The sequence below is a fragment of the Pantoea sp. y20 genome (genome assembly GCF_054903455.1).
The window spans coordinates 2,877,847-2,895,699 of sequence record NZ_CM142816.1 but is presented as its reverse complement, the minus strand read 5'-3'; the positions used below and the strand labels follow the sequence as shown (position 1 = coordinate 2,895,699).

16 protein-coding genes are annotated in these 17,853 nt (G+C 53.4%); 10 read left to right on the top strand and 6 right to left on the bottom strand.

The window, feature by feature from the left end:
* The first annotated feature begins 1 nt into the window (after position 1).
* Both xylB and ACYAC5_RS13450 read left to right on the top strand, forming a co-directional pair.
* Positions 2–1,471: a xylulokinase gene (xylB, locus tag ACYAC5_RS13455; protein ID WP_462061906.1), complete on the top strand. Its 1,470-nt coding sequence runs from the start codon at positions 2–4 to the stop codon at positions 1,469–1,471.
* Positions 1,472–1,493: 22 nt separating this feature from the next.
* On the top strand, positions 1,494–2,774 hold the full coding sequence (locus ACYAC5_RS13450) for an MFS transporter (RefSeq protein ID WP_192233267.1): 1,281 nt from the start codon (positions 1,494–1,496) through the stop codon (positions 2,772–2,774).
* Positions 2,775–2,806: 32 nt separating this feature from the next.
* Here the strand turns inward: ACYAC5_RS13450 and ACYAC5_RS13445 are convergent, their stop codons facing one another.
* Positions 2,807–3,700, bottom strand: coding sequence for a TIGR01777 family oxidoreductase (locus ACYAC5_RS13445; RefSeq protein WP_101763646.1), 894 nt, complete (start codon positions 3,698–3,700; stop codon positions 2,807–2,809).
* Positions 3,701–3,904: 204 nt separating this feature from the next.
* Between ACYAC5_RS13445 and yfcF the strand changes: the two genes are divergently transcribed.
* Both yfcF and yfcD read left to right on the top strand, forming a co-directional pair.
* Positions 3,905–4,546, top strand: a complete 642-nt coding sequence (gene yfcF, locus ACYAC5_RS13440; RefSeq protein ID WP_008105173.1) for a glutathione transferase — start codon at positions 3,905–3,907, stop codon at positions 4,544–4,546.
* A 111-nt stretch (positions 4,547–4,657) separates the two neighbouring features.
* Positions 4,658–5,203, top strand: coding sequence for an NUDIX hydrolase YfcD (gene yfcD / locus ACYAC5_RS13435; RefSeq protein ID WP_007889295.1), 546 nt, complete (start codon positions 4,658–4,660; stop codon positions 5,201–5,203).
* A 46-nt stretch (positions 5,204–5,249) separates the two neighbouring features.
* Here the strand turns inward: yfcD and ACYAC5_RS13430 are convergent, their stop codons facing one another.
* From ACYAC5_RS13430 to ackA, 3 genes are all read right to left on the bottom strand, one after another.
* Entirely contained in the window at positions 5,250–6,509 is a 1,260-nt protein-coding gene (locus ACYAC5_RS13430) for a 4-aminobutyrate--2-oxoglutarate transaminase (protein WP_462061905.1), read from the bottom strand.
* Between the two features lie 129 nt (positions 6,510–6,638).
* Positions 6,639–8,783: a phosphate acetyltransferase gene (gene pta, locus ACYAC5_RS13425; protein ID WP_176971183.1), complete on the bottom strand. Its 2,145-nt coding sequence runs from the start codon at positions 8,781–8,783 to the stop codon at positions 6,639–6,641.
* A gap of 73 nt (positions 8,784–8,856) precedes the next feature.
* Positions 8,857–10,059: an acetate kinase gene (ackA, locus tag ACYAC5_RS13420; protein WP_101763649.1), complete on the bottom strand. Its 1,203-nt coding sequence runs from the start codon at positions 10,057–10,059 to the stop codon at positions 8,857–8,859.
* A 339-nt stretch (positions 10,060–10,398) separates the two neighbouring features.
* Between ackA and yfbV the strand changes: the two genes are divergently transcribed.
* The 3 genes from yfbV (at position 10,399) to ACYAC5_RS13405 (ending at position 12,170) form a co-directional block, all read left to right on the top strand.
* Entirely contained in the window at positions 10,399–10,851 is a 453-nt protein-coding gene (yfbV, locus tag ACYAC5_RS13415) for a terminus macrodomain insulation protein YfbV (protein WP_101763650.1), read from the top strand.
* A gap of 150 nt (positions 10,852–11,001) precedes the next feature.
* Positions 11,002–11,496 carry a YfbU family protein gene (locus ACYAC5_RS13410; RefSeq protein WP_008105160.1) on the top strand — a complete coding sequence of 165 codons (495 nt, stop codon included), beginning with the start codon at positions 11,002–11,004 and terminating at the stop codon, positions 11,494–11,496.
* Positions 11,497–11,510: 14 nt separating this feature from the next.
* Positions 11,511–12,170, top strand: a complete 660-nt coding sequence (locus ACYAC5_RS13405) for a sugar phosphatase (protein WP_192411472.1) — start codon at positions 11,511–11,513, stop codon at positions 12,168–12,170.
* Positions 12,171–12,197: 27 nt separating this feature from the next.
* Here ACYAC5_RS13405 and yfbR read toward each other — a convergent pair whose 3' ends face one another.
* Positions 12,198–12,797, bottom strand: coding sequence for a 5'-deoxynucleotidase (gene yfbR / locus ACYAC5_RS13400; RefSeq protein WP_110866568.1), 600 nt, complete (start codon positions 12,795–12,797; stop codon positions 12,198–12,200).
* Positions 12,798–12,867: 70 nt separating this feature from the next.
* Positions 12,868–14,085, bottom strand: coding sequence for a pyridoxal phosphate-dependent aminotransferase (locus tag ACYAC5_RS13395; protein ID WP_008105154.1), 1,218 nt, complete (start codon positions 14,083–14,085; stop codon positions 12,868–12,870).
* 968 nt (positions 14,086–15,053) lie between these two features.
* Here ACYAC5_RS13395 and lrhA point away from each other — a divergent pair.
* The 3 genes from lrhA (at position 15,054) to ACYAC5_RS13380 (ending at position 17,777) form a co-directional block, all read left to right on the top strand.
* Positions 15,054–15,977: a transcriptional regulator LrhA gene (gene lrhA / locus ACYAC5_RS13390; protein WP_021509211.1), complete on the top strand. Its 924-nt coding sequence runs from the start codon at positions 15,054–15,056 to the stop codon at positions 15,975–15,977.
* 660 nt (positions 15,978–16,637) lie between these two features.
* On the top strand, positions 16,638–17,081 hold the full coding sequence (locus ACYAC5_RS13385; protein ID WP_007889316.1) for an NADH-quinone oxidoreductase subunit A: 444 nt from the start codon (positions 16,638–16,640) through the stop codon (positions 17,079–17,081).
* A gap of 15 nt (positions 17,082–17,096) precedes the next feature.
* A complete protein-coding gene (locus ACYAC5_RS13380) occupies positions 17,097–17,777 on the top strand; it encodes a NuoB/complex I 20 kDa subunit family protein (RefSeq protein WP_008105151.1) in 681 nt (226 codons plus the stop codon).
* Positions 17,778–17,853: the final 76 nt, after the last annotated feature.

The window sequence follows — 17,853 nt, the reverse complement described above, 5'->3', positions numbered from 1 at the left end:
TATGTATCTTGGGATTGATATTGGCACCTCCGAGCTCAAAGCGCTGATCATCAATGCGCAGGGTGAGATCATTGCCTCGAATCACGCCACGCTCAACGTGCAGCGCCCGCATGCGCACTGGGCAGAACAGGATCCCGAGCGCTGGTGGCAAGCGTGCAGTGATGTCCTTGCTGGATTGCGCCAGCAGGACGCGCTGGCCTGGAGCGAGATTCGCGCGATGGGTTTGTCCGGGCAGATGCACGGCGCGGTGCTGCTGGATGCGCAGGGCAAGGTGCTGCGCCCGTGCATTCTGTGGAATGACACGCGCAGCGCGCCGCAATGTGCCGCGCTCAGTGCCCAACATCCGGAAATGATGCAGCTCAGCGGCAATATGATTATGCCGGGCTTCACCGCACCTAAACTGCGTTGGGTGGCAGAACATGAGCCTGAGATTTTCCGTCGCATCGATAAAGTGCTATTGCCGAAAGACTACCTACGCTGGCGTTTAACCGGACAATTTATCAGTGAACCTTCAGACGCGGCAGGCACGTTGTGGCTCGATGTGGCTCAGCGCGACTGGTCCGACGAACTGTTAGCCATCACCGGTCTTACGCGCGCCAATATGCCGGCGCTGGTGGAAGGCAGCGCGGTGAGCGCCCCATTGAAAGCCGATCTGGCAAGTGAATGGGGCTTGTCGGCCGCGGTCTGCGTGGCGGGCGGCGGTGGCGACAATGCCGCATCGGCGGTTGGTGTCGGCGCGGTTAATCCGGGTGATGCTTTTATCTCGCTGGGTACCTCCGGCGTGATTTTTGTCGTCAACGATCGTTTGCTGGCCGATCCGCAATCGGGCGTGCACGCCTTTTGTCACGCCTTGCCCGGACGCTGGCACCAGATGAGTGTGATGCTCAGTGCCGCCAGCTGCCTGCGCTGGCTGTGTAATCTGCTTTCCGTTACCGAAAGCCAACTGATGGAAGAGATGGCACAGCTCAGTGAAGAGCAGCGGCGTCATGCCCCGGTTTTTCTGCCCTATCTTTCCGGTGAACGCACGCCACACAACGATCCTGACGCCTCCGGTTCTTTCTTCAATCTGCGCCACGAAACACCGCGTGCGCTGCTCGGCTACGCAGTAATTGAAGGCGTAGCGTTTGGTCTGGCCGACGGGTTCGCGGTGCTTGGTGATGCGCAGCGCCAGATTCAGCAGTGCAGCCTGACCGGCGGTGGGGCGCGCAGCACGTTGTGGGCGCAGTTGATCGCCGATGTGCTGCAACTGCCGATCGTCACGCATCCCGCCAGCGCGTCCGGCGCTTTGGGGGCAGCGCGTCTGGCGTGGCTGGCTGCGGGTGGTGTGGAGAGCGAAGTTTGCCTCAAACCGCCAGTACAGGCGCGATATCAACCAGATGCTGCGCGCGGCAAGGTGCTGCAGCAGCGATTGCAGCTGTTCCGCACGCTCTATGCACAACAGCAGCAGGCGCGAGTGTTGTTGCCTGAATAATTCCAGACAGAGGATGAATGAGATGCAATCGAATGATTACTGGTTTGGCTTACCGAAAAAGATGTTCTGGGGCTTCCTCGCCATCGCTATTTTTATGGCGGGTGACGGCTTTGAAATGGCATTTCTGTCGCGTCACATCACCGATATGGGCTTCACGCCAGCGCAGTCGGCGGTAGTATTTACTTTCTACGGACTGGCGGCAGCGCTAGCGGCGTGGGCATCGGGCGTGGTAGCGGAACTGATTACGCCCCAGCGTGCCATGATGATTGGCTTCGTGCTGTGGATTGTCATGCACACGCTGTTTATGTCGTTGGGTCTTGGCATGCGCAACTATCCGCTGATGGTGCTGTTCTACGGCATTCGCGGCCTGGCGTATCCGCTATTCATTTACTCATTCATGATGATGCTGGTGCAGGTGCTGCCGCGTGAAAAACTGGCGGCCGCCACCGGTTGGTTCTGGGCAATGTATTCCGTCGGTATCGGTGTGGTCGGCAGCTATTTACCGAGTCTGACCATCCCGATGCTCGGCGAAACCGGTACGCTGTGGCTGGCGATTATTTGGGTTGCCTGTGGTGGCGTGCTGGCCTATTTCAGCTTGCGCCATGTGCCGGTTGATCGTTCGCGCGTCAATTTGCCGATGCGCGATAAAATGACCGAAATGTCGCGGGCGGTAACTATTCTGTTTACCAACCAGCACGTGTTTTATGCCTGCCTGATTCGCATCATTAATACGCTGTCACTGTTTGGTTTCGCCATTATCATGCCGCTGCTGTTCGTTGATCGTCTTGGTTTTACCATTTCCGAATGGCTGCAAATCTGGGCGGTGTTCTTTTTCGTTACCATTTTTACCAACATCTTCTGGGGCATTACCGGCGAGAAGCTGGGTTGGATCCGTCAGGTGCGCTGGTTTGGCTGTCTCGGTATGGCCATCTCCAGTCTGGCGTTTTACTACCTGCCGCTGTATGCCGGACATAACTTCTGGGTGGCGCTGATTCCGGCGGTGATGTTAGGAATTTTTGTCGCCGCCTTCGTGCCGATGACCGCAGTGTTTCCGACACTGGAGCCGCATCACAAAGGCGCCGCCGTGTCGATTTATAACCTGTCGGCCGGACTGAGTAATTTTGTCGCGCCCGCGATTGCGTCGGTGTTGCTGCCGTTTTTCGATATCGTCGGCGTGGTGTGGGCGTATACCGCGCTGTACGTGTTTGCTGGCGTGCTGACCTTTATCATCCGCGTGCCGCAGCCGGGACATACGCATGAACCGGCGGCAGTGAAATCACGCGTGGCGCAGCAAAGGAGTTAATCTGTGATAGGCGGGCGCCATTAATGGCGCCCCTACACGACATCCCGCAACGCTTCCTCCAAATCGTACCAGCGAAAACCAAAGCCTGACTCTTCCAGACGCTTCGGTAACACATGTTGGCCGCCGAGCACCAGTACCGCTGATTCCCCCATCATCAGCTTGATGGCGCTGGCGGGCGTGCGCATAAAGGCTGGGCGATGCATCACATGGCCGAGCGTGGCGGCGAACTGCTCATTGCGCACCGCATAGGGCGCAACCATGTTGAACGGGCCGCGCAGTTCAGAGTGATCGATTAACCACAGCAGCGCGTTAACCAAATCGTCGATGTGAATCCACGGTAAATACTGTTTGCCGCTACCAATCGGACCGCCTACGCCAAGCTTAAACGGCAGTTTCATCTTCGATAACGCGCCGCCTTCTTTCGCCAGCACCACGCCGGTGCGCAGCAAACAGACGCGCGTGCGATCGCTCTGTGCAGTTAACGCCAATTGTTCCCAACGCGCGCACAGCGTATGGGTAAATTCATCCTGGCCTGGATCCTCTTCGGTCAGCACCAGGTCGCCGGTATCGCCATAAAAGCCGGTAGCCGAGCCGGAAATCAAAAATTGCGGGGGATTGCTGCTGGCGTGAATCAGCGAGACCAGCTGCTCGGTGATCTGCCAGCGGCTTTCGCACAGCCGCTGCTTCTGCTGTTCGGTCCAGCGTTTATCGGCGATCGGTTCGCCCGCAAGATTAATCACACCATCAATACCGTTTAAATCGGTTTGCTGATTGATGCCGGACCACAGCGCCACGCTGGCGTCGAGTTTCTCGCGTGCGGCGGCGACATCGCGCGTGACGACGCTCACCTGATGGCCAAGCTGCAACAGACGCGGAATCAGATGGCGGCCAATCAGGCCGGTGCCGCCGGTGATCAGTAAATGCATGTTGAGCCTCCTTGTCATTTTTTATCTGCTCAGATTGAGCATAGAAGAGAAGCGTGCGCGCGGCGTGACTCGGCTTACGCTTATGAAGAAAAAGGAAAAGTCAGCGCTGGTCTTAGCAGCTAAAGATCCGACCAGCGCACCATTGCCTTAATAAATAAAAATCGGTAAACATGATGCACACCTGACGCTTTTCTGAGGCAGCCAATGAATTATCCAACCATTACTTTGTGGTCAGATTCTTGCTTTTTCAGCCCTTACGCCATGTCGGTTTATGTTGCGCTCACCGAGAAGGGCATTCCCTTCACCCTTAAGCGCGTCGATTTATCGCAGAATGCGCAGTGGGATGAGGAATACCGCGCGCTGTCGCTGACCTGCCGTGTGCCGACGCTGCAAATCGATGATGTGCTGCTGACGGAATCTTCAGCGATTGCTGAGTACCTGGAAGAGCGTTTTCCGGCGCCAGAGTTCGAGCGGCTCTATCCGCGCGATCGTGAGAAACGGGCGCATGCGCGCGAAGTGCAGGCATGGCTGCGCAGCGACTTAATGGCGCTGCGCTCTGAGCGTCCAACCGAAGTGCTGTTCGCCGGCGAACGCTTTGCGCCGCTTACGCCGGCAGGTGAGCAAGCTGCCAACAAACTCATTGCTGCGGTGCAGCGCCTTTTGCCTGATGGACAGCAAAATCTGTTTGGCGAATGGTCGATTGCGGATACCGATTTAGCCGTGATGATTAATCGCCTGGCGCTGCACGGCGATGCGCTGCCGGTGAAGCTGCAACACTATGCGGAGTTCCAGTGGCAGCGTGCTTCGGTGCAACTCTGGTTAGCGGAATCGGGTAAAACACGCTGAGCACGATGCGCCTTGCGATGGCGAAAAGAACGCTTTACCTTACCGCTCATTCTAATAAAGCATGGCAAACAGGCGCGTGCTGGGCACGCCGAAAACAGAAAAGGGTTACGGATGGTGGATCAAACGGCAGGTGACGGTATCGAGTGGGTTGATATCGTTAACGAAGAGAACGAAGTCATTGCGCAGGCCAGCCGTGCGCAGATGCGTGCGCAGTGTCTGCGTCATCGCGCTACTTATATTGTGGTGCACGATGGTATGGGCAAAATTCTGGTGCAGCGTCGTACTGAAATCAAAGACTTCATGCCGGGTATGCTGGACGCCACTGCCGGTGGCGTGGTGCAGAGTGGGGAAGACCTGCTGGAATCGGCGCGTCGTGAAGCGGAAGAGGAATTGGGTATCGCGGCCGTTCCATTCGCCGAACACGGCCAGTTCTATTTTGAAGATCAGCATTGCCGCGTATGGGGCGGGCTGTTCAGCTGCGTTTCCCATGGCCCGTTTGCCATGCAGGAAGAGGAAGTGGATGAGATCTTCTGGATGACGCCGGAAGAGATCACCGCGCGCTGTGACGAGTTCACCGATGATTCGCTTAAGGCGCTGTCGCTGTGGCTGAGCCGAAACAGTGATGCTGCACGTCGTAAACAGAGCAGCGAAGCGTAATCTTGCCGTAAGGTCGCCATTTTTGGCGACCTTATATACAACATTGTTAATGTTCCCGCAGAATCCCCGCCAACAGTGCCAACGCATCCTCGAACTGCGCATCGGGAATAGTCAGCGGATAGAGGAAGCGGATCACGTTGCCGTACACGCCACAGGTTAGCAGAATCAAACCTTTTTCCAGCGCCTGCTGCTGAATAGCTTTGGCAATCTCCGCCGACGGCTTGCCCGCCGCATCATTGAATTCCGCCGCCATCATTGAGCCATAACCACGAATTTCCGCCAGCGCTTTACAATCTGCTCGCTGCAACGTCTGTTTTAATCGGCTGCCAAGCTGGTTGGCGCGGCTGCACAGCGCCTCTTCTTCGATAATGTCTAACACCGCCAGCGCCGCCGCAATCGCCGGTGGACTGCCAGCATAGGTTCCGCCCAGGCCGCCGGGTTCTGGCGCATCCATGACTTCTGCGCGTCCCGATACCGCCGAGAGCGGGAAACCGCCGGCCAGACTTTTCGCCATGGTGATGATATCGGGCTGCACGGCGTAATAGTCGCTGGCGAACAGCTTGCCGGTGCGCGCAAAACCGCTCTGGATCTCATCGGCGATCAGCAATATGCCGTGGCGATCGCACAACTCCCGCAGCGCAACGACAAACTCTGGCGGCGCATCGTAGAAACCGCCTTCGCCCTGAACCGGTTCAAAGATAATGGCTGCCACCTGCTGCGGGCTGATATCGCTGCGGAAAATCGCTTCCAGGCTGTCGAGCGCATCGCTCACGCTGACCTTGTGCAGCGCGTTGGGATAGCGCGCGTGAAACACCGGGCTGGCGAAGGGGCCGAAGCCGGTTTTATACGGCACCACTTTCCCGGTCAGCGACATTGTCATATTGGTGCGGCCATGAAACGCGCCGGTGAAGGCGATGATGCCGGGCCGACCGGTGGCCGCACGCGCGATTTTGACCGCGTTTTCGACCGCTTCAGCACCGGTTGAGAAAAAGGTGGTTTTCACCGGCCCGCTAATCGGCACCAGCGCATTTAGTCGCTCAGCGAGATGAATGTAGTTCTCATAAGGGATGATTTGAAATGCGGTGTGGGTAAAGCATTCTAGCTGCTGTTGCACCGCAGCCATCACTTTCGGGTGACGATGCCCGGTGTTAAGCACTGCGATGCCTGCGGAAAAATCGGTGTATTCGCGGCCATGCTGATCCCAAACCGTGGCATTCTCGGCTTTCACCGCATAGAAATCACACATCACACCTACGCCGCGCGGCGTGGCTTGTAAACGACGGCGGTGCACATCACTGTTGCTCATTATTCACCTCGCAATTAGCGGCAGACTTCAATCAGTGTTAGCGCAGCGTGAGGTTTATGCCAGTGAAGTACGGGGCAAAAAAAAAGCACGCACCGAAGTGCATGCTTTTTTGGTGGGCGGGAAAGGGGATTAGCCTTCGGCCTGCTGCGATTGAATCGCCGTCAATGCGATGGTGTAGACGATATCATCCACCAGTGCGCCGCGCGACAGGTCGTTCACCGGCTTACGCATGCCTTGCAGCATCGGTCCGATGGAGATCAGATCGGCAGAACGCTGTACCGCTTTGTAAGTGGTGTTACCGGTGTTCAGATCCGGGAAGATGAACACGGTAGCGCGGCCGGCAACCGCAGAGTTTGGCGCTTTGGATTTGGCGACGTCTTCCATAATCGCGGCGTCGTACTGCAGCGGACCATCGATCACCAGATCCGGGCGTTTTTCCTGCGCGATGCGCGTGGCTTCACGCACTTTCTCTACGTCGCTACCGGCACCGGAGTTACCGGTTGAGTAGGAGATCATCGCGACGCGTGGATCGATACCAAAGGCTTTGGCTGAATCGGCAGACTGAATCGCGATCTCTGCCAGCTGTTCTGGATTGGGATCCGGGTTGATGGCGCAGTCGCCATACACCAGAACCTGCTCCGGCAGCAGCATGAAGAACACTGACGACACCAGCGAGCTGTTTGGCGCGGTTTTGATCAGCTGCAGCGGTGGACGAATGGTATTCGCAGTGGTGTGAACCGCGCCGGAGACCAGACCGTCAACTTCGCCGCTCTCCAGCATCATGGTGCCGAGCACCACGTTGTCTTCCAGCTGCTCCTGCGCCACCACTTCGGTCATGCCTTTGCTCTTACGCAGCTCAACCAAACGTGGCACGTAGTTTTCACGTACTACTTCTGGATCCACGATCACGATGCCTGTGCCGAGTTCAACACCCTGCGCCGCCGCAACACGCTGAATCTCTTCCGGATTGCCGAGCAGCACACAGGTAGCGATGCCGCGTTCGGCGCAAATTGCTGCCGCTTTGACGGTACGCGGCTCGTCGCCTTCTGGCAGCACGATGCGTTTGCCGGCTTTGCGCGCCAGCTCGGTGAGCTGGTAGCGGAATGCCGGTGGAGACAGGCGACGGCTGCGCTCGGACGTGGCGGTCAGCGATTCCACCCAATCTTCATTGATGAAGCTAGCTACGTACTCCTGCACTTTCTCGATGCGCTGCGTATCGTCAGTCGGGACTTCGAGGTTAAAGCTTTGCAGGCTAAGCGACGTCTGCCAGGTGTTGGTTTTCACCATAAACACCGGCAGGCCGGTCTGGAACGCGCGTTCGCACAGGCGTGCGATGGGCGCTTCAATCTGATAGCCACCGGTCAACAGCACTGCACCGATTTCTACGCCGTTCATCGCGGCCAAACAGGCGGCAACCAGCACATCAGGACGATCGGCGGAGGTTACCAGCAGTGAACCCGGACGGAAGTGCTCCAGCATGTGTGGAATGCTACGCGCACAGAAGGTGACAGATTTCACACGGCGCGTCTGGATTTCACCTTCGTTGATGATATCGGCGTTCAGGTGACGGCACATATCGATGGCGCGAGTGGCGATCAGATCAAAGCTCCACGGTACACAACCCAGCACCGGCAGCGGACTGTTGGCAAACAGCTGCTTTGGATCGATGTTGGCGATGCTGGCTTTAGAGGAGTCATCAAAAATTTCTGACAGATCCGGGCGCGTACGACCTTGCTCATCCACCGGCGCATTCAGTTTGTTGATGATCACGCCAGTGATGTTTTTGTTTTTGCTGCCGCCAAAGCTGCTTTGCGTCAGTTCGATACGCTCTTTAAGCTGCGCCGGAGAATCGTTGCCAAGCGCCATCACGAAGACGATTTCGGCGTTCAGGGTTTTAGCGATCTCATAGTTCAGAGCAGATGCGAACTGATGTTTACGCGTGGGGACCAAACCTTCAACCAGCACCACTTCCGCGTCTTTAGCGTTTGCGTGATAGTTGGCAATGATCTCTTCCATCAACACGTCTTGCTGGTTAGATCCAAGCAGCGACTCAACGCGTGACATCTGCAGCGGTTCTGCGGCAGGAATTGCGGAGCTTTTACGGATAATGCTGGTGGTTTGGTCTGGCGCATCGCCACCCGCACGTGGCTGGGCAATTGGCTTGAATACGCTCAGGCGCACGCCTTTGCGCTCCATGGCACGGATCACGCCGAGGCTGACGCTGGTCAGACCGACGCTGGTGCCGGTAGGAATGAGCATAATTGTACGTGACACGATAGAAACCTCTCAGGTGTTGCAGACTGTCTAAAACAACTCCGTCAGCCTAAGCTGACGGAGAGAAGTGTTTTTAAGCGGTGAGACGCGCGGCGTCTTGAGCAATCACCAACTCTTCGTTGGTTGGGATCACCACGGCTGGGCGCGTGCCTTCTTTGTTGATGAAACCCGATTTGCCGAAGCGTGCTGCCAGGTTGCGCTCGTGATCGACTTCGAAGCCGAGCAGACCCAGTTTCTGCAGCGCCAGCTCGCGCACCATCGCCGCGTTTTCACCGATACCACCGGTGAAGACCACGGCGTCCAGACGGCCTTCCATCAGCGCAGTGTAGCTGCCGATGTATTTCGCCAGGCGGTGGCAGAACACATCCATCGCACGCTTAGCATCTTCTTTGGTGCTGTAGTTGTCTTCCACATAGCGGCAGTCGCTGGTGACTTCGGTCAGACCTAACAGGCCAGACTCTTTGGTCAGCAACTTATTGATGGCATCAACGCTCATGCCCAGGGCATCATGCAGGAAGAAGATAATCGCAGGATCGATGTCGCCACTGCGCGTGCCCATCACCAAACCTTCCAATGGCGTCAGGCCCATGGAAGTATCAACACACTGACCATTGCGAATAGCAGAAACGGAACCGCCATTACCCAAGTGGCAGGTGATGACGTTCAGTTCGCTAACGGGTTTGTTCAGCATTTTCGCGGCTTCCTGCGTCACATAGTAGTGGCTGGTGCCGTGTGCGCCGTAGCGACGAACGCCGTGCTCTTTATACAATTTGTACGGCAGAGCATAGAGATAGGACTCTTCCGGCATTGTCTGATGGAATGCGGTGTCAAAAACCGCGACATTTTTATCAGAAAGATGTGGGAAGTTTTTCAGCGCTTCATCTATACCGATCAGATGCGCAGGATTGTGCAGCGGCGCAAAAGAAGAGGCGTCTTTGATGCCCTGAATAACAGATTCGTCGATGATGACTGATTTGGTCAGCTGCTCGCCGCCGTGAACAATACGATGGCCGATTGCAGCGATTTGTGCCGAAAGCTCTGGTTTTTGTGCCAGAATAGTTTTGACCATGAAATTCAGTGCTTCGCTGTGTGCCGCACCCGCGCCAAGCTGAGCTTCTTGTTTGCTGCCGTCCAGTTTCCACTTAATACGTGCTTCCGGTAAATGGAAACATTCAGCCAAACCGGAGAGGTATTCGTCGCCGGTAACAGGGTTAAGGATGGCAAACTTAAGTGAAGAACTGCCGCAGTTCAGAACCAGAACTAACTTCGTCGACATGGAAGTACCTATTTTTGTTAAATAGTGGCTAAAAAAAACGCAATCAGACTAACAGCGTAGCCCATGAAAGCTGGTAGGTTAATGATAAACATCATGTGCTAGTCAAAAATTCAGTGACATGCAAAAAATTTTGGTGATTTTACGCTTATTTTTGATAAGCACTTAGCGAAACATGGCTCTGGCCGCTCTTTTATTGAGCTAAAGCTTCCGGTAATGTTACTCAAACGGCGTCAGAATACTCACTGTCACCCGCAAAGACAAAAACTTTTGAAGGATGTCACGTAAAGTTGTGTAGTTATCGGTTTATTTTAAATATTGCAGATTTAGTTGAGGTCTATCATGGCGAATGAGACAGACAAACCCGGCTGGTTCGGCTTGTTCCAGCGCGGACAGCGATACATGAAGACCTGGCCTGCAGACAAGCGCCTGGCGCCGGTATTTCCTGAAAATCGCGTGGTGAATGCAACGCGTTTTGCCATTCGCTTTATGCCGCCGCTGGCGATTTTCACCTTGACATGGCAAATCGCGATGGGGGGACAACTTGGTCCAGCAATTGCCACCGCGCTGTTTGCCTGCAGCCTGCCGATGCAAGGATTATGGTGGTTAGGTAAACGTTCGGTAACGCCGTTGCCGCCGACGCTGCTGCAGTGGTTCCATGAAGTGCGTACCAAACTGCAAGAAGCGGGGCAGGCGATTGCACCCGTTGACGGTAAGCCGACATATCAGTCGCTCGCCGATGTGTTGAAGCGCGCGTTTAAACAGCTTGATCGCACTTTCCTCGACGATCTTTGATCCGCGGACGCTTTTACCTGCCAGAGAATTTGAGCCAAATCCCGGTTCAAATCAAAGAAAAGTGGTGCGGACATACACGCATCACTCTCCTTGTGTAATCATTTCTTCATTGTTTAAATCTTAAGCGGCCGCCTGGCCCGGGAGCAAACCATGGAAATGACCCACGCACAACGATTGATCCTCTCCAATCAATACAAAATGATGGCCATGCTGGAACCCGATAACGCCGAGCGCTATCGTCGTTATCAAACCATTATTGAACGCGGCTATGGCTTGCAGTTACGCGAGCTCGATAAGGAATTCGGCGAGCTAACCGAAGCGACCTGTCGCTTACTGATCGATATTATGGAAATGCATCATGCGCTGCATGTTTCGTGGTCGAACCTCAAAGATGGCAGCGCGATTGATGAGCGTCGCCTGGCGTTTCTCGGCTTTGATGCGGCCACCGAAGCGCGTTATCTCGGCTACGTGCGTTTTATGGTGAACGTTGAAGGGCGCTATACCCATTTTGATTCCGGCACACACGGCTTCAATGCCCAAACGCCGATGTGGGAAAAATACCAACGCATGCTTACGGTGTGGCACACTTGTCCGCGTCAATATCATCTCAGCGCGAATGAGATCGCGCAGATTATCAATGCCTGAATAAGGAGCGACGCGTGAAGTACAGGGGTTTTCTGTTTGATTTAGACGGTACGCTGGTGGATTCACTGCCTGCTGTGATTCGCGCATGGTCATTGTGGGGTGAGCGCCATGGTTTGTCTGCGGAAGAGGTCCTGAGCTATATCCATGGGAAGCCTGCGATCAACTCGCTGCGCCATTTCATGGCGGGACAATCTGAAGAGGCGATTCAGGCGGAATTTCTCTGGCTTGAACGCCTCGAAGCGGAAGACACGCATGGCGTACAGGCGATTCCGGGCGCATTAGCGTTACTTTCAACGTTGAACGAGTTGCAGATCCCATGGGCGATTGTCACATCGGGTTCGATCCCTGTTGCCCATGCGCGCCATAAAGCCGCCAATCTACCTATGCCAGAGGTGTTCATCACTGCGGAGAACATCAAGCACGGTAAGCCGAATCCCGAGCCTTATTTGCTGGGCGCCGAGCGTTTGGGGCTTTCAGCGACGCAATGCGTGGTGGTTGAGGATGCGCCAGCGGGCATCATTTCAGGATTGGATGCGGGCAGTGCGGTGATCGCCATCAATGCGCCAGCCGATGCGCCGCGCATTGATGAAGTCACCTTCCGCGTCGCTTCGCTTGAACCGGTAAATGTCGCTAAAGAAGATAGCGGTGAATTTACCCTTTCTATCACCGCATAAAAAAACGGGCCGCTGCGGCCCGTTTTTTTACAGCGGCGTATCCTGTGAGATTTCATCCAGCGACAGGCTAAAGCTGGGAATAAACACCTCAACAAAATAATCCATTTCCGGCGAGCGCCGCTGCGTCAGGGTTTTCTCCAGGCGCGCTTTGGCCAGCAAAAACTCGTTATTACCCGCCGACAACTCTTCCAGACACTTCACATAGGCGCAAAGTGCATCCGCTTGCTTAACCACGGATTGTTCACTTTCGCTATGCATGTGTTCATCTATCAGCGGCCGATAAGCGTCCTGCAGTTCGGGCGGCAGCATATCGATGAGTTTCTGCTGGGCAATTTTCTCGATCTTTTTATATTCGTGCGCAATTTGCGCGTTGTAGTACTTCACCGGCGTCGGTAAATCCCCGGTCAATACTTCGCTGGCATCATGATACAGCGCTAGCATGGCAATGCGCTCGGCGTTGAGGTTGCCGTTAAACTTTTTGTTTTTGATGATGGCGAGCGCGTGAGCAACCATCGCCACCTGCAGACTATGCTCGGAAACGTTTTCAGTGCGCACATTGCGCATTAATGGCCAGCGGTTAATCAGTTTGAGACGGGAGAGGTGGGCGAAAAAATGGCTACGAGTCATGGACGGTTCCTGTTCGCACGGCGGGGAAGATATCTTTTCCCCGAAATGCGAACAGTATACGCGTCACAATTTACTGGCGATACCCTTGTAAGAAACGACCAAACTTGCTGACGGCCATTTCCAAATCGTCCACGCGCGGCAGCGTAACGATGCGTACGTGATCCGGCCACGGCCAGTTGAACGCGGTGCCCTGTACCAGCAGCACTTTTTCCTGCAACAGGAAATCCAGCACCATCTTCTGATCGTCGAAAATGTTGAATTTCTTGGCGTCAATACGCGGGAACATATAGAGCGCACCTTGCGGCTTCACACAGCTGACGCCAGGAATATCGTTAATCAATTCCCATGCACGCTGGCGCTGTTCATACAAACGTCCGCCGGGCGCGATAAATTCACTAATGCTTTGATAACCACCCAATGCGGTCTGAATCGCGTGTTGTGCAGGAACGTTGGCACACAGGCGCATCGACGCCAGCATCTCCAGCCCTTCAATGTAACCTTTGGCGTGTTTCTTCGGACCATTTAAAACCATCCAGCCCTGACGGAAACCCGCCACGCGATAGGTTTTGGACAAGCCGTTGAAGGTCACCGTCAGCAGATCGGGTGCCAGCGCAGCAATCGAATGATGTTGTGCTTCGTCGTAGAGAATCTTGTCGTAGATTTCATCGGCGAAAATAATCAGATTGTGCTGGCGCGCAATTTCAACAATCTCAAGCAACAACTCTTTGCTGTAAACCGCGCCGGTCGGGTTATTCGGGTTAATGATGACAATGCCACGCGTGCGCGGGGTAATCTTGCTGCGAATATCATCCAGGTCAGGGAACCAACCTGCTGATTCATCACACAAATAATGCACCGCTTTACCGCTCGACAGCGAAACGGCAGCGGTCCACAGCGGATAATCCGGCGCAGGCACCAGCATTTCATCACCGCTGTTGAGCAATGCCTGCATCGCTTGCACAATCAGTTCGGATACGCCGTTACCTATATAGATGTCTTCGACAGTGACATCGCGCATGTCACGCGCCTGGTAATGCTGCATGATCGCTTTACGCGCCGAATACAGCCCCTTTGAATCGCAATAACCCTGCGAGCTCGGCAGATTGCGAATGACATCGACCAGAATTTCATCAGGTGCTTCGAAACCAAACGGGGCAGGGTTGCCGATGTTCAGCTTGAGAACTTTGTTGCCTTCTTCTTCGAGACGTTTAGCTTCTTTCAGTACCGGGCCACGGATGTCATAACAGACATTTTCCAGCTTGCCGGATTTATCAATTTGAAAATTCATTGTTACCGCCTTTATGGGCAGAGTCCTTTAACCTGCCACCAAAAATCAAACTCGCCCAATTTACTCTTCTCACCTTAACAAAAGAAGGGCAGCGCTTGGTTTTGGCGTGTTTGCCATTTTTTCCCCTTTCACGTGGCGTAAAAGTCATTGGAAATCGATTAATCTGGTTCATTAGTCCACAAATGTGAAGAATGTTAATATTAAACGCTGGTAAGGTGTGCCTGACGTGTAAATGCCTTCTTCCATCGACATCCGAGACTATTCAGAAATTTTTCAGTCAAAACTGGCTTAAAAAAACATTAGCGACCAGACGAAATAGTTAAATGAATCTTGTTGGATGGCGAAAAATTGTCTGGTAATGATTAAGCACTGTTTGGCGTCACAAAATAGAGTTCATTCTCATACACTTTTTATTGGCAGAATTAAGCACCACCATCAGCTGCAACTCAGTGTAAAACACGCGTAAAATAGCATTTGCGCTGTATCTTTAACGTAAGTGTTTGAGATTCAGAACCTGGAGGGGTTAAAAAAAGAGCAGCATTATGGCAGGATGTGTGCGAAAAGACTTTTGGTCAAAAATTGCGATGTTTTGAACAAAAACATTTCCATTTATAGCGTAAAAATGATTAAGTATAATTTATTATTTGATGCACTTTATCGCTTCGCATCTACATAACATGATGTTATTTCTTTTTAACCCGCAGGGACTTTGTGCGGGATACATAGACAACTACGCAGCTTCCAGCACCTGTACGACTTACGTTTTCGGCCCAGAAGTTCTGCTGTCTATAATGACGACGCTGCTCTGATCTCAGAGTGGTGCGATCGTCGGCATCCGCCTGACAAATTTTTTTCATGGCAGCTCCACACAGGGCTGTCATTAAGCACCATTGCCTCTTATCTCTTTGATAAGTCGGGTAATACACCAGGGTAGTAGTTTTAAAAAATCTTATAAGTGAAGAAAAAACATGACTAATGCAAATCGTCCGATACTGAATCTCGACCTCGATCTGCTGCGTACATTTGTTGCCGTTGCCGATCTGAACACTTTCGCAGCCGCCGCTGCCGCCGTGTGCAGAACGCAGTCCGCAGTGAGCCAGCAGATGCAACGTCTGGAACAATTGGTAGGTAAAGAGCTGTTTGCCAGACATGGACGTAATAAATTGCTGACGGAGCATGGCATTCAACTGCTGGGTTACGCCAGGAAAATCCTTCGTTTTAATGACGAAGCTTGCACCTCTTTAATGTACAGCAACATTCAGGGCGTTCTGACCATCGGCGCTTCAGATGATACCTCAGATACCATTCTGCCGTTCCTGCTTAACCGCGTAACGTCGGTCTATCCGAAGCTGGCCATTGATGTGCGTGTTAAGCGCAACCCGTTCATGATGGAAATGCTTAATCAAGGTGAAGTCGATCTGGTTGTGACCACGTCCAGCCCAGGAAACTTTACTTATCAGGTACTGCGTACTTCACCAACGTTGTGGTACTGCGCGGCAGATTATATCTTCCAGCGTGGAGAGGCCATTCCTTTGGTTCTGTTGGATGAGCCAAGTCCGTATCGCGATATGGCCATTGATCACCTCAACGAGGCTGGCATTCCGTGGCGCATCTCGTATGTTGCCTCAACGCTGGCTGCCGTCCGTGCAGCGGTTAAAGCCGGTTTGGGTGTGACAGCGCGTCCTGTTGAGATGATGAGTCCAGAACTGCGCGTGATGGGCGCGGCAGAAGGTTTGCCAGTATTGCCTGACACCCAGTATCTGCTGTGCCGTAATCCAGACAGCGATAACGAACTGGCGCTGGCGATCTTCAATGCCATGCAGTCCACCAACGATCCTTATAATCTGAGTGCTAATCCAGACGGTACCTTGTTACTGGATGATGAAGAGTAAGGGTTGCAGTTACTGGTAATTCCTCTCAATTGGAATACCGGTTAATTGTTAAAACCGATAAAAATAAGCCTTAGCTGGATAATTATCCGCTAAGGCTTTTTTTATGCCTTTTAACACGTCCTTTTTAGAGCGATTTCCAGAAAAAGATTTCACTCAACATCTTAAAAATGAAATGTGTTCTATTTTTGCTCCACATGGAATGATTTTATCAATTCGTGCCAACTTTCCCAGGGCAATTGCCCGTCCACTCCGCTGTTTTTTGCAGCATAAAACCCAGTTATGTGCTTTAGATCAAAAAAATACCCCTGATAAGGGGGGGGAATCTCGGGCGAGACCTGTCAAAATATGATTGTTAAATGCACGATCCACGCATGTGAATACCCGCTACACTAAAATTAACCTCACAAACTGAAGCGATTTAGCTGGCGCTCAGAGGGTTGAATGTTAATAATATGATGCAGCTGTAAAATAATGTTTGGATACTTTTGTCAAAGTTGACAAAAGGTTATAGAAAGGAGTAAAAACCCCTATAAAATTGCTGCTTTATTGCTAATGACAGCAAAATTTATAAGGTTTTTTATCCTTCCCTTGAATCGATGTGGTGTGTTTGCTGCAACAGCGCAGGATGCCATCACCACTTTTGATGAGTAAGCAAAGAGTATGTCGACAACTACAGAAGTGATCGCTCATCACTGGGCATTTATTGTTTTTATCGTTATCGCATTCGGCCTGTGTGCCTTTATGTTGACCGGGGGCTGGTTGTTAGGTGGTCGTGCGCGTGCGCGACACAAGGACACCCCGTTCGAATCGGGTATTGAGTCGGTCGGTGACACTCATATTCGCCTCTCTGCAAAATTCTATCTGGTTGCGATGTTCTTCGTCATATTCGACGTCGAAGCCCTCTATTTATACGCATGGTCGACTTCCATCCGCGAAAGCGGTTGGGTCGGCTTTGTCGAAGCCGCAATTTTCATTTTGGTGCTCTTGGCAGGCCTGGTTTATCTGGTGCGCATCGGTGCGCTGGATTGGGCTCCTGCGCGTCGTCGCGTAGTGGTCAAATCTGTCCCGGTCAGTCACAGCCACACCAACCCTCATAAGCAGTAAAAGCGAGGCAATAAGATGGACTACACGCTGACACGCGTAGACCCGAACGGGGGCGGCGACAACGATCGTTATCCTCTGCAGAAACAGGAAACGGTTACCGATCCGCTGGAGCAACACGTTCACCGCAGCGTCTACATGGGCAAGCTCGAGCACGCCCTGCATGACATGGTGAACTGGGGTCGTAAAAACTCACTCTGGCCGTATAACTTCGGCCTTTCCTGTTGCTACGTGGAAATGACCACATCCTTCACCGCAGTGCATGACGTGGCACGATTTGGCGCCGAAGTTATGCGCGCCTCGCCACGTCAGGCTGACTTCATGGTGATCGCCGGTACGCCATTTACCAAAATGGCGCCGGTTATTCAGCGTCTATATGACCAAATGCTGGAGCCGAAATGGGTGATTTCCATGGGCGCATGCGCTAACTCGGGTGGCATGTATGACATCTACTCGGTGGTGCAGGGGGTGGATAAATTCCTGCCGGTTGACGTGTACATTCCTGGCTGCCCGCCGCGTCCAGAAGCGTATATGCAGGCATTGCTGCTGCTGCGCGAGTCGATTGGCAAAGAGCGTCGTCCACTGTCTTGGGTGGTTGGTGATCAGGGTGTTTATCGCGCCAATATGCAGCCAGAGCGTGAAAGAAAGCGTGGCGAGCGTATTGCCGTCACCAACCTGAGATCGCCAGACGAAGTTTAAGCTTCCCGTACACGGATGGAGCCACGGCCACAGCAAAACATCACAATTTAATGTGCGCCGCCATCCTGACGCCTTC

Excerpts from the sequence above, each read along its gene's own strand:
- xylB (WP_462061906.1), top strand. The coding sequence starts at position 2 with ATGTATCTTGGGATTGATATTGGCACCTCCGAGCTCAAAGCGCTGATC.
- ACYAC5_RS13450 (WP_192233267.1), top strand. The coding sequence starts at position 1,494 with ATGCAATCGAATGATTACTGGTTTGGCTTACCGAAAAAGATGTTCTGG.
- ACYAC5_RS13445 (WP_101763646.1), bottom strand. The coding sequence starts at position 3,700 with ATGCATTTACTGATCACCGGCGGCACCGGCCTGATTGGCCGCCATCTG.
- yfcF (WP_008105173.1), top strand. The coding sequence starts at position 3,905 with ATGAATTATCCAACCATTACTTTGTGGTCAGATTCTTGCTTTTTCAGC.
- yfcD (WP_007889295.1), top strand. The coding sequence starts at position 4,658 with ATGGTGGATCAAACGGCAGGTGACGGTATCGAGTGGGTTGATATCGTT.
- ACYAC5_RS13430 (WP_462061905.1), bottom strand. The coding sequence starts at position 6,509 with ATGAGCAACAGTGATGTGCACCGCCGTCGTTTACAAGCCACGCCGCGC.
- ackA (WP_101763649.1), bottom strand. The coding sequence starts at position 10,059 with ATGTCGACGAAGTTAGTTCTGGTTCTGAACTGCGGCAGTTCTTCACTT.
- yfbV (WP_101763650.1), top strand. The coding sequence starts at position 10,399 with ATGGCGAATGAGACAGACAAACCCGGCTGGTTCGGCTTGTTCCAGCGC.
- ACYAC5_RS13410 (WP_008105160.1), top strand. The coding sequence starts at position 11,002 with ATGGAAATGACCCACGCACAACGATTGATCCTCTCCAATCAATACAAA.
- yfbR (WP_110866568.1), bottom strand. The coding sequence starts at position 12,797 with ATGACTCGTAGCCATTTTTTCGCCCACCTCTCCCGTCTCAAACTGATT.
- ACYAC5_RS13395 (WP_008105154.1), bottom strand. The coding sequence starts at position 14,085 with ATGAATTTTCAAATTGATAAATCCGGCAAGCTGGAAAATGTCTGTTAT.
- lrhA (WP_021509211.1), top strand. The coding sequence starts at position 15,054 with ATGACTAATGCAAATCGTCCGATACTGAATCTCGACCTCGATCTGCTG.
- ACYAC5_RS13385 (WP_007889316.1), top strand. The coding sequence starts at position 16,638 with ATGTCGACAACTACAGAAGTGATCGCTCATCACTGGGCATTTATTGTT.
- ACYAC5_RS13380 (WP_008105151.1), top strand. The coding sequence starts at position 17,097 with ATGGACTACACGCTGACACGCGTAGACCCGAACGGGGGCGGCGACAAC.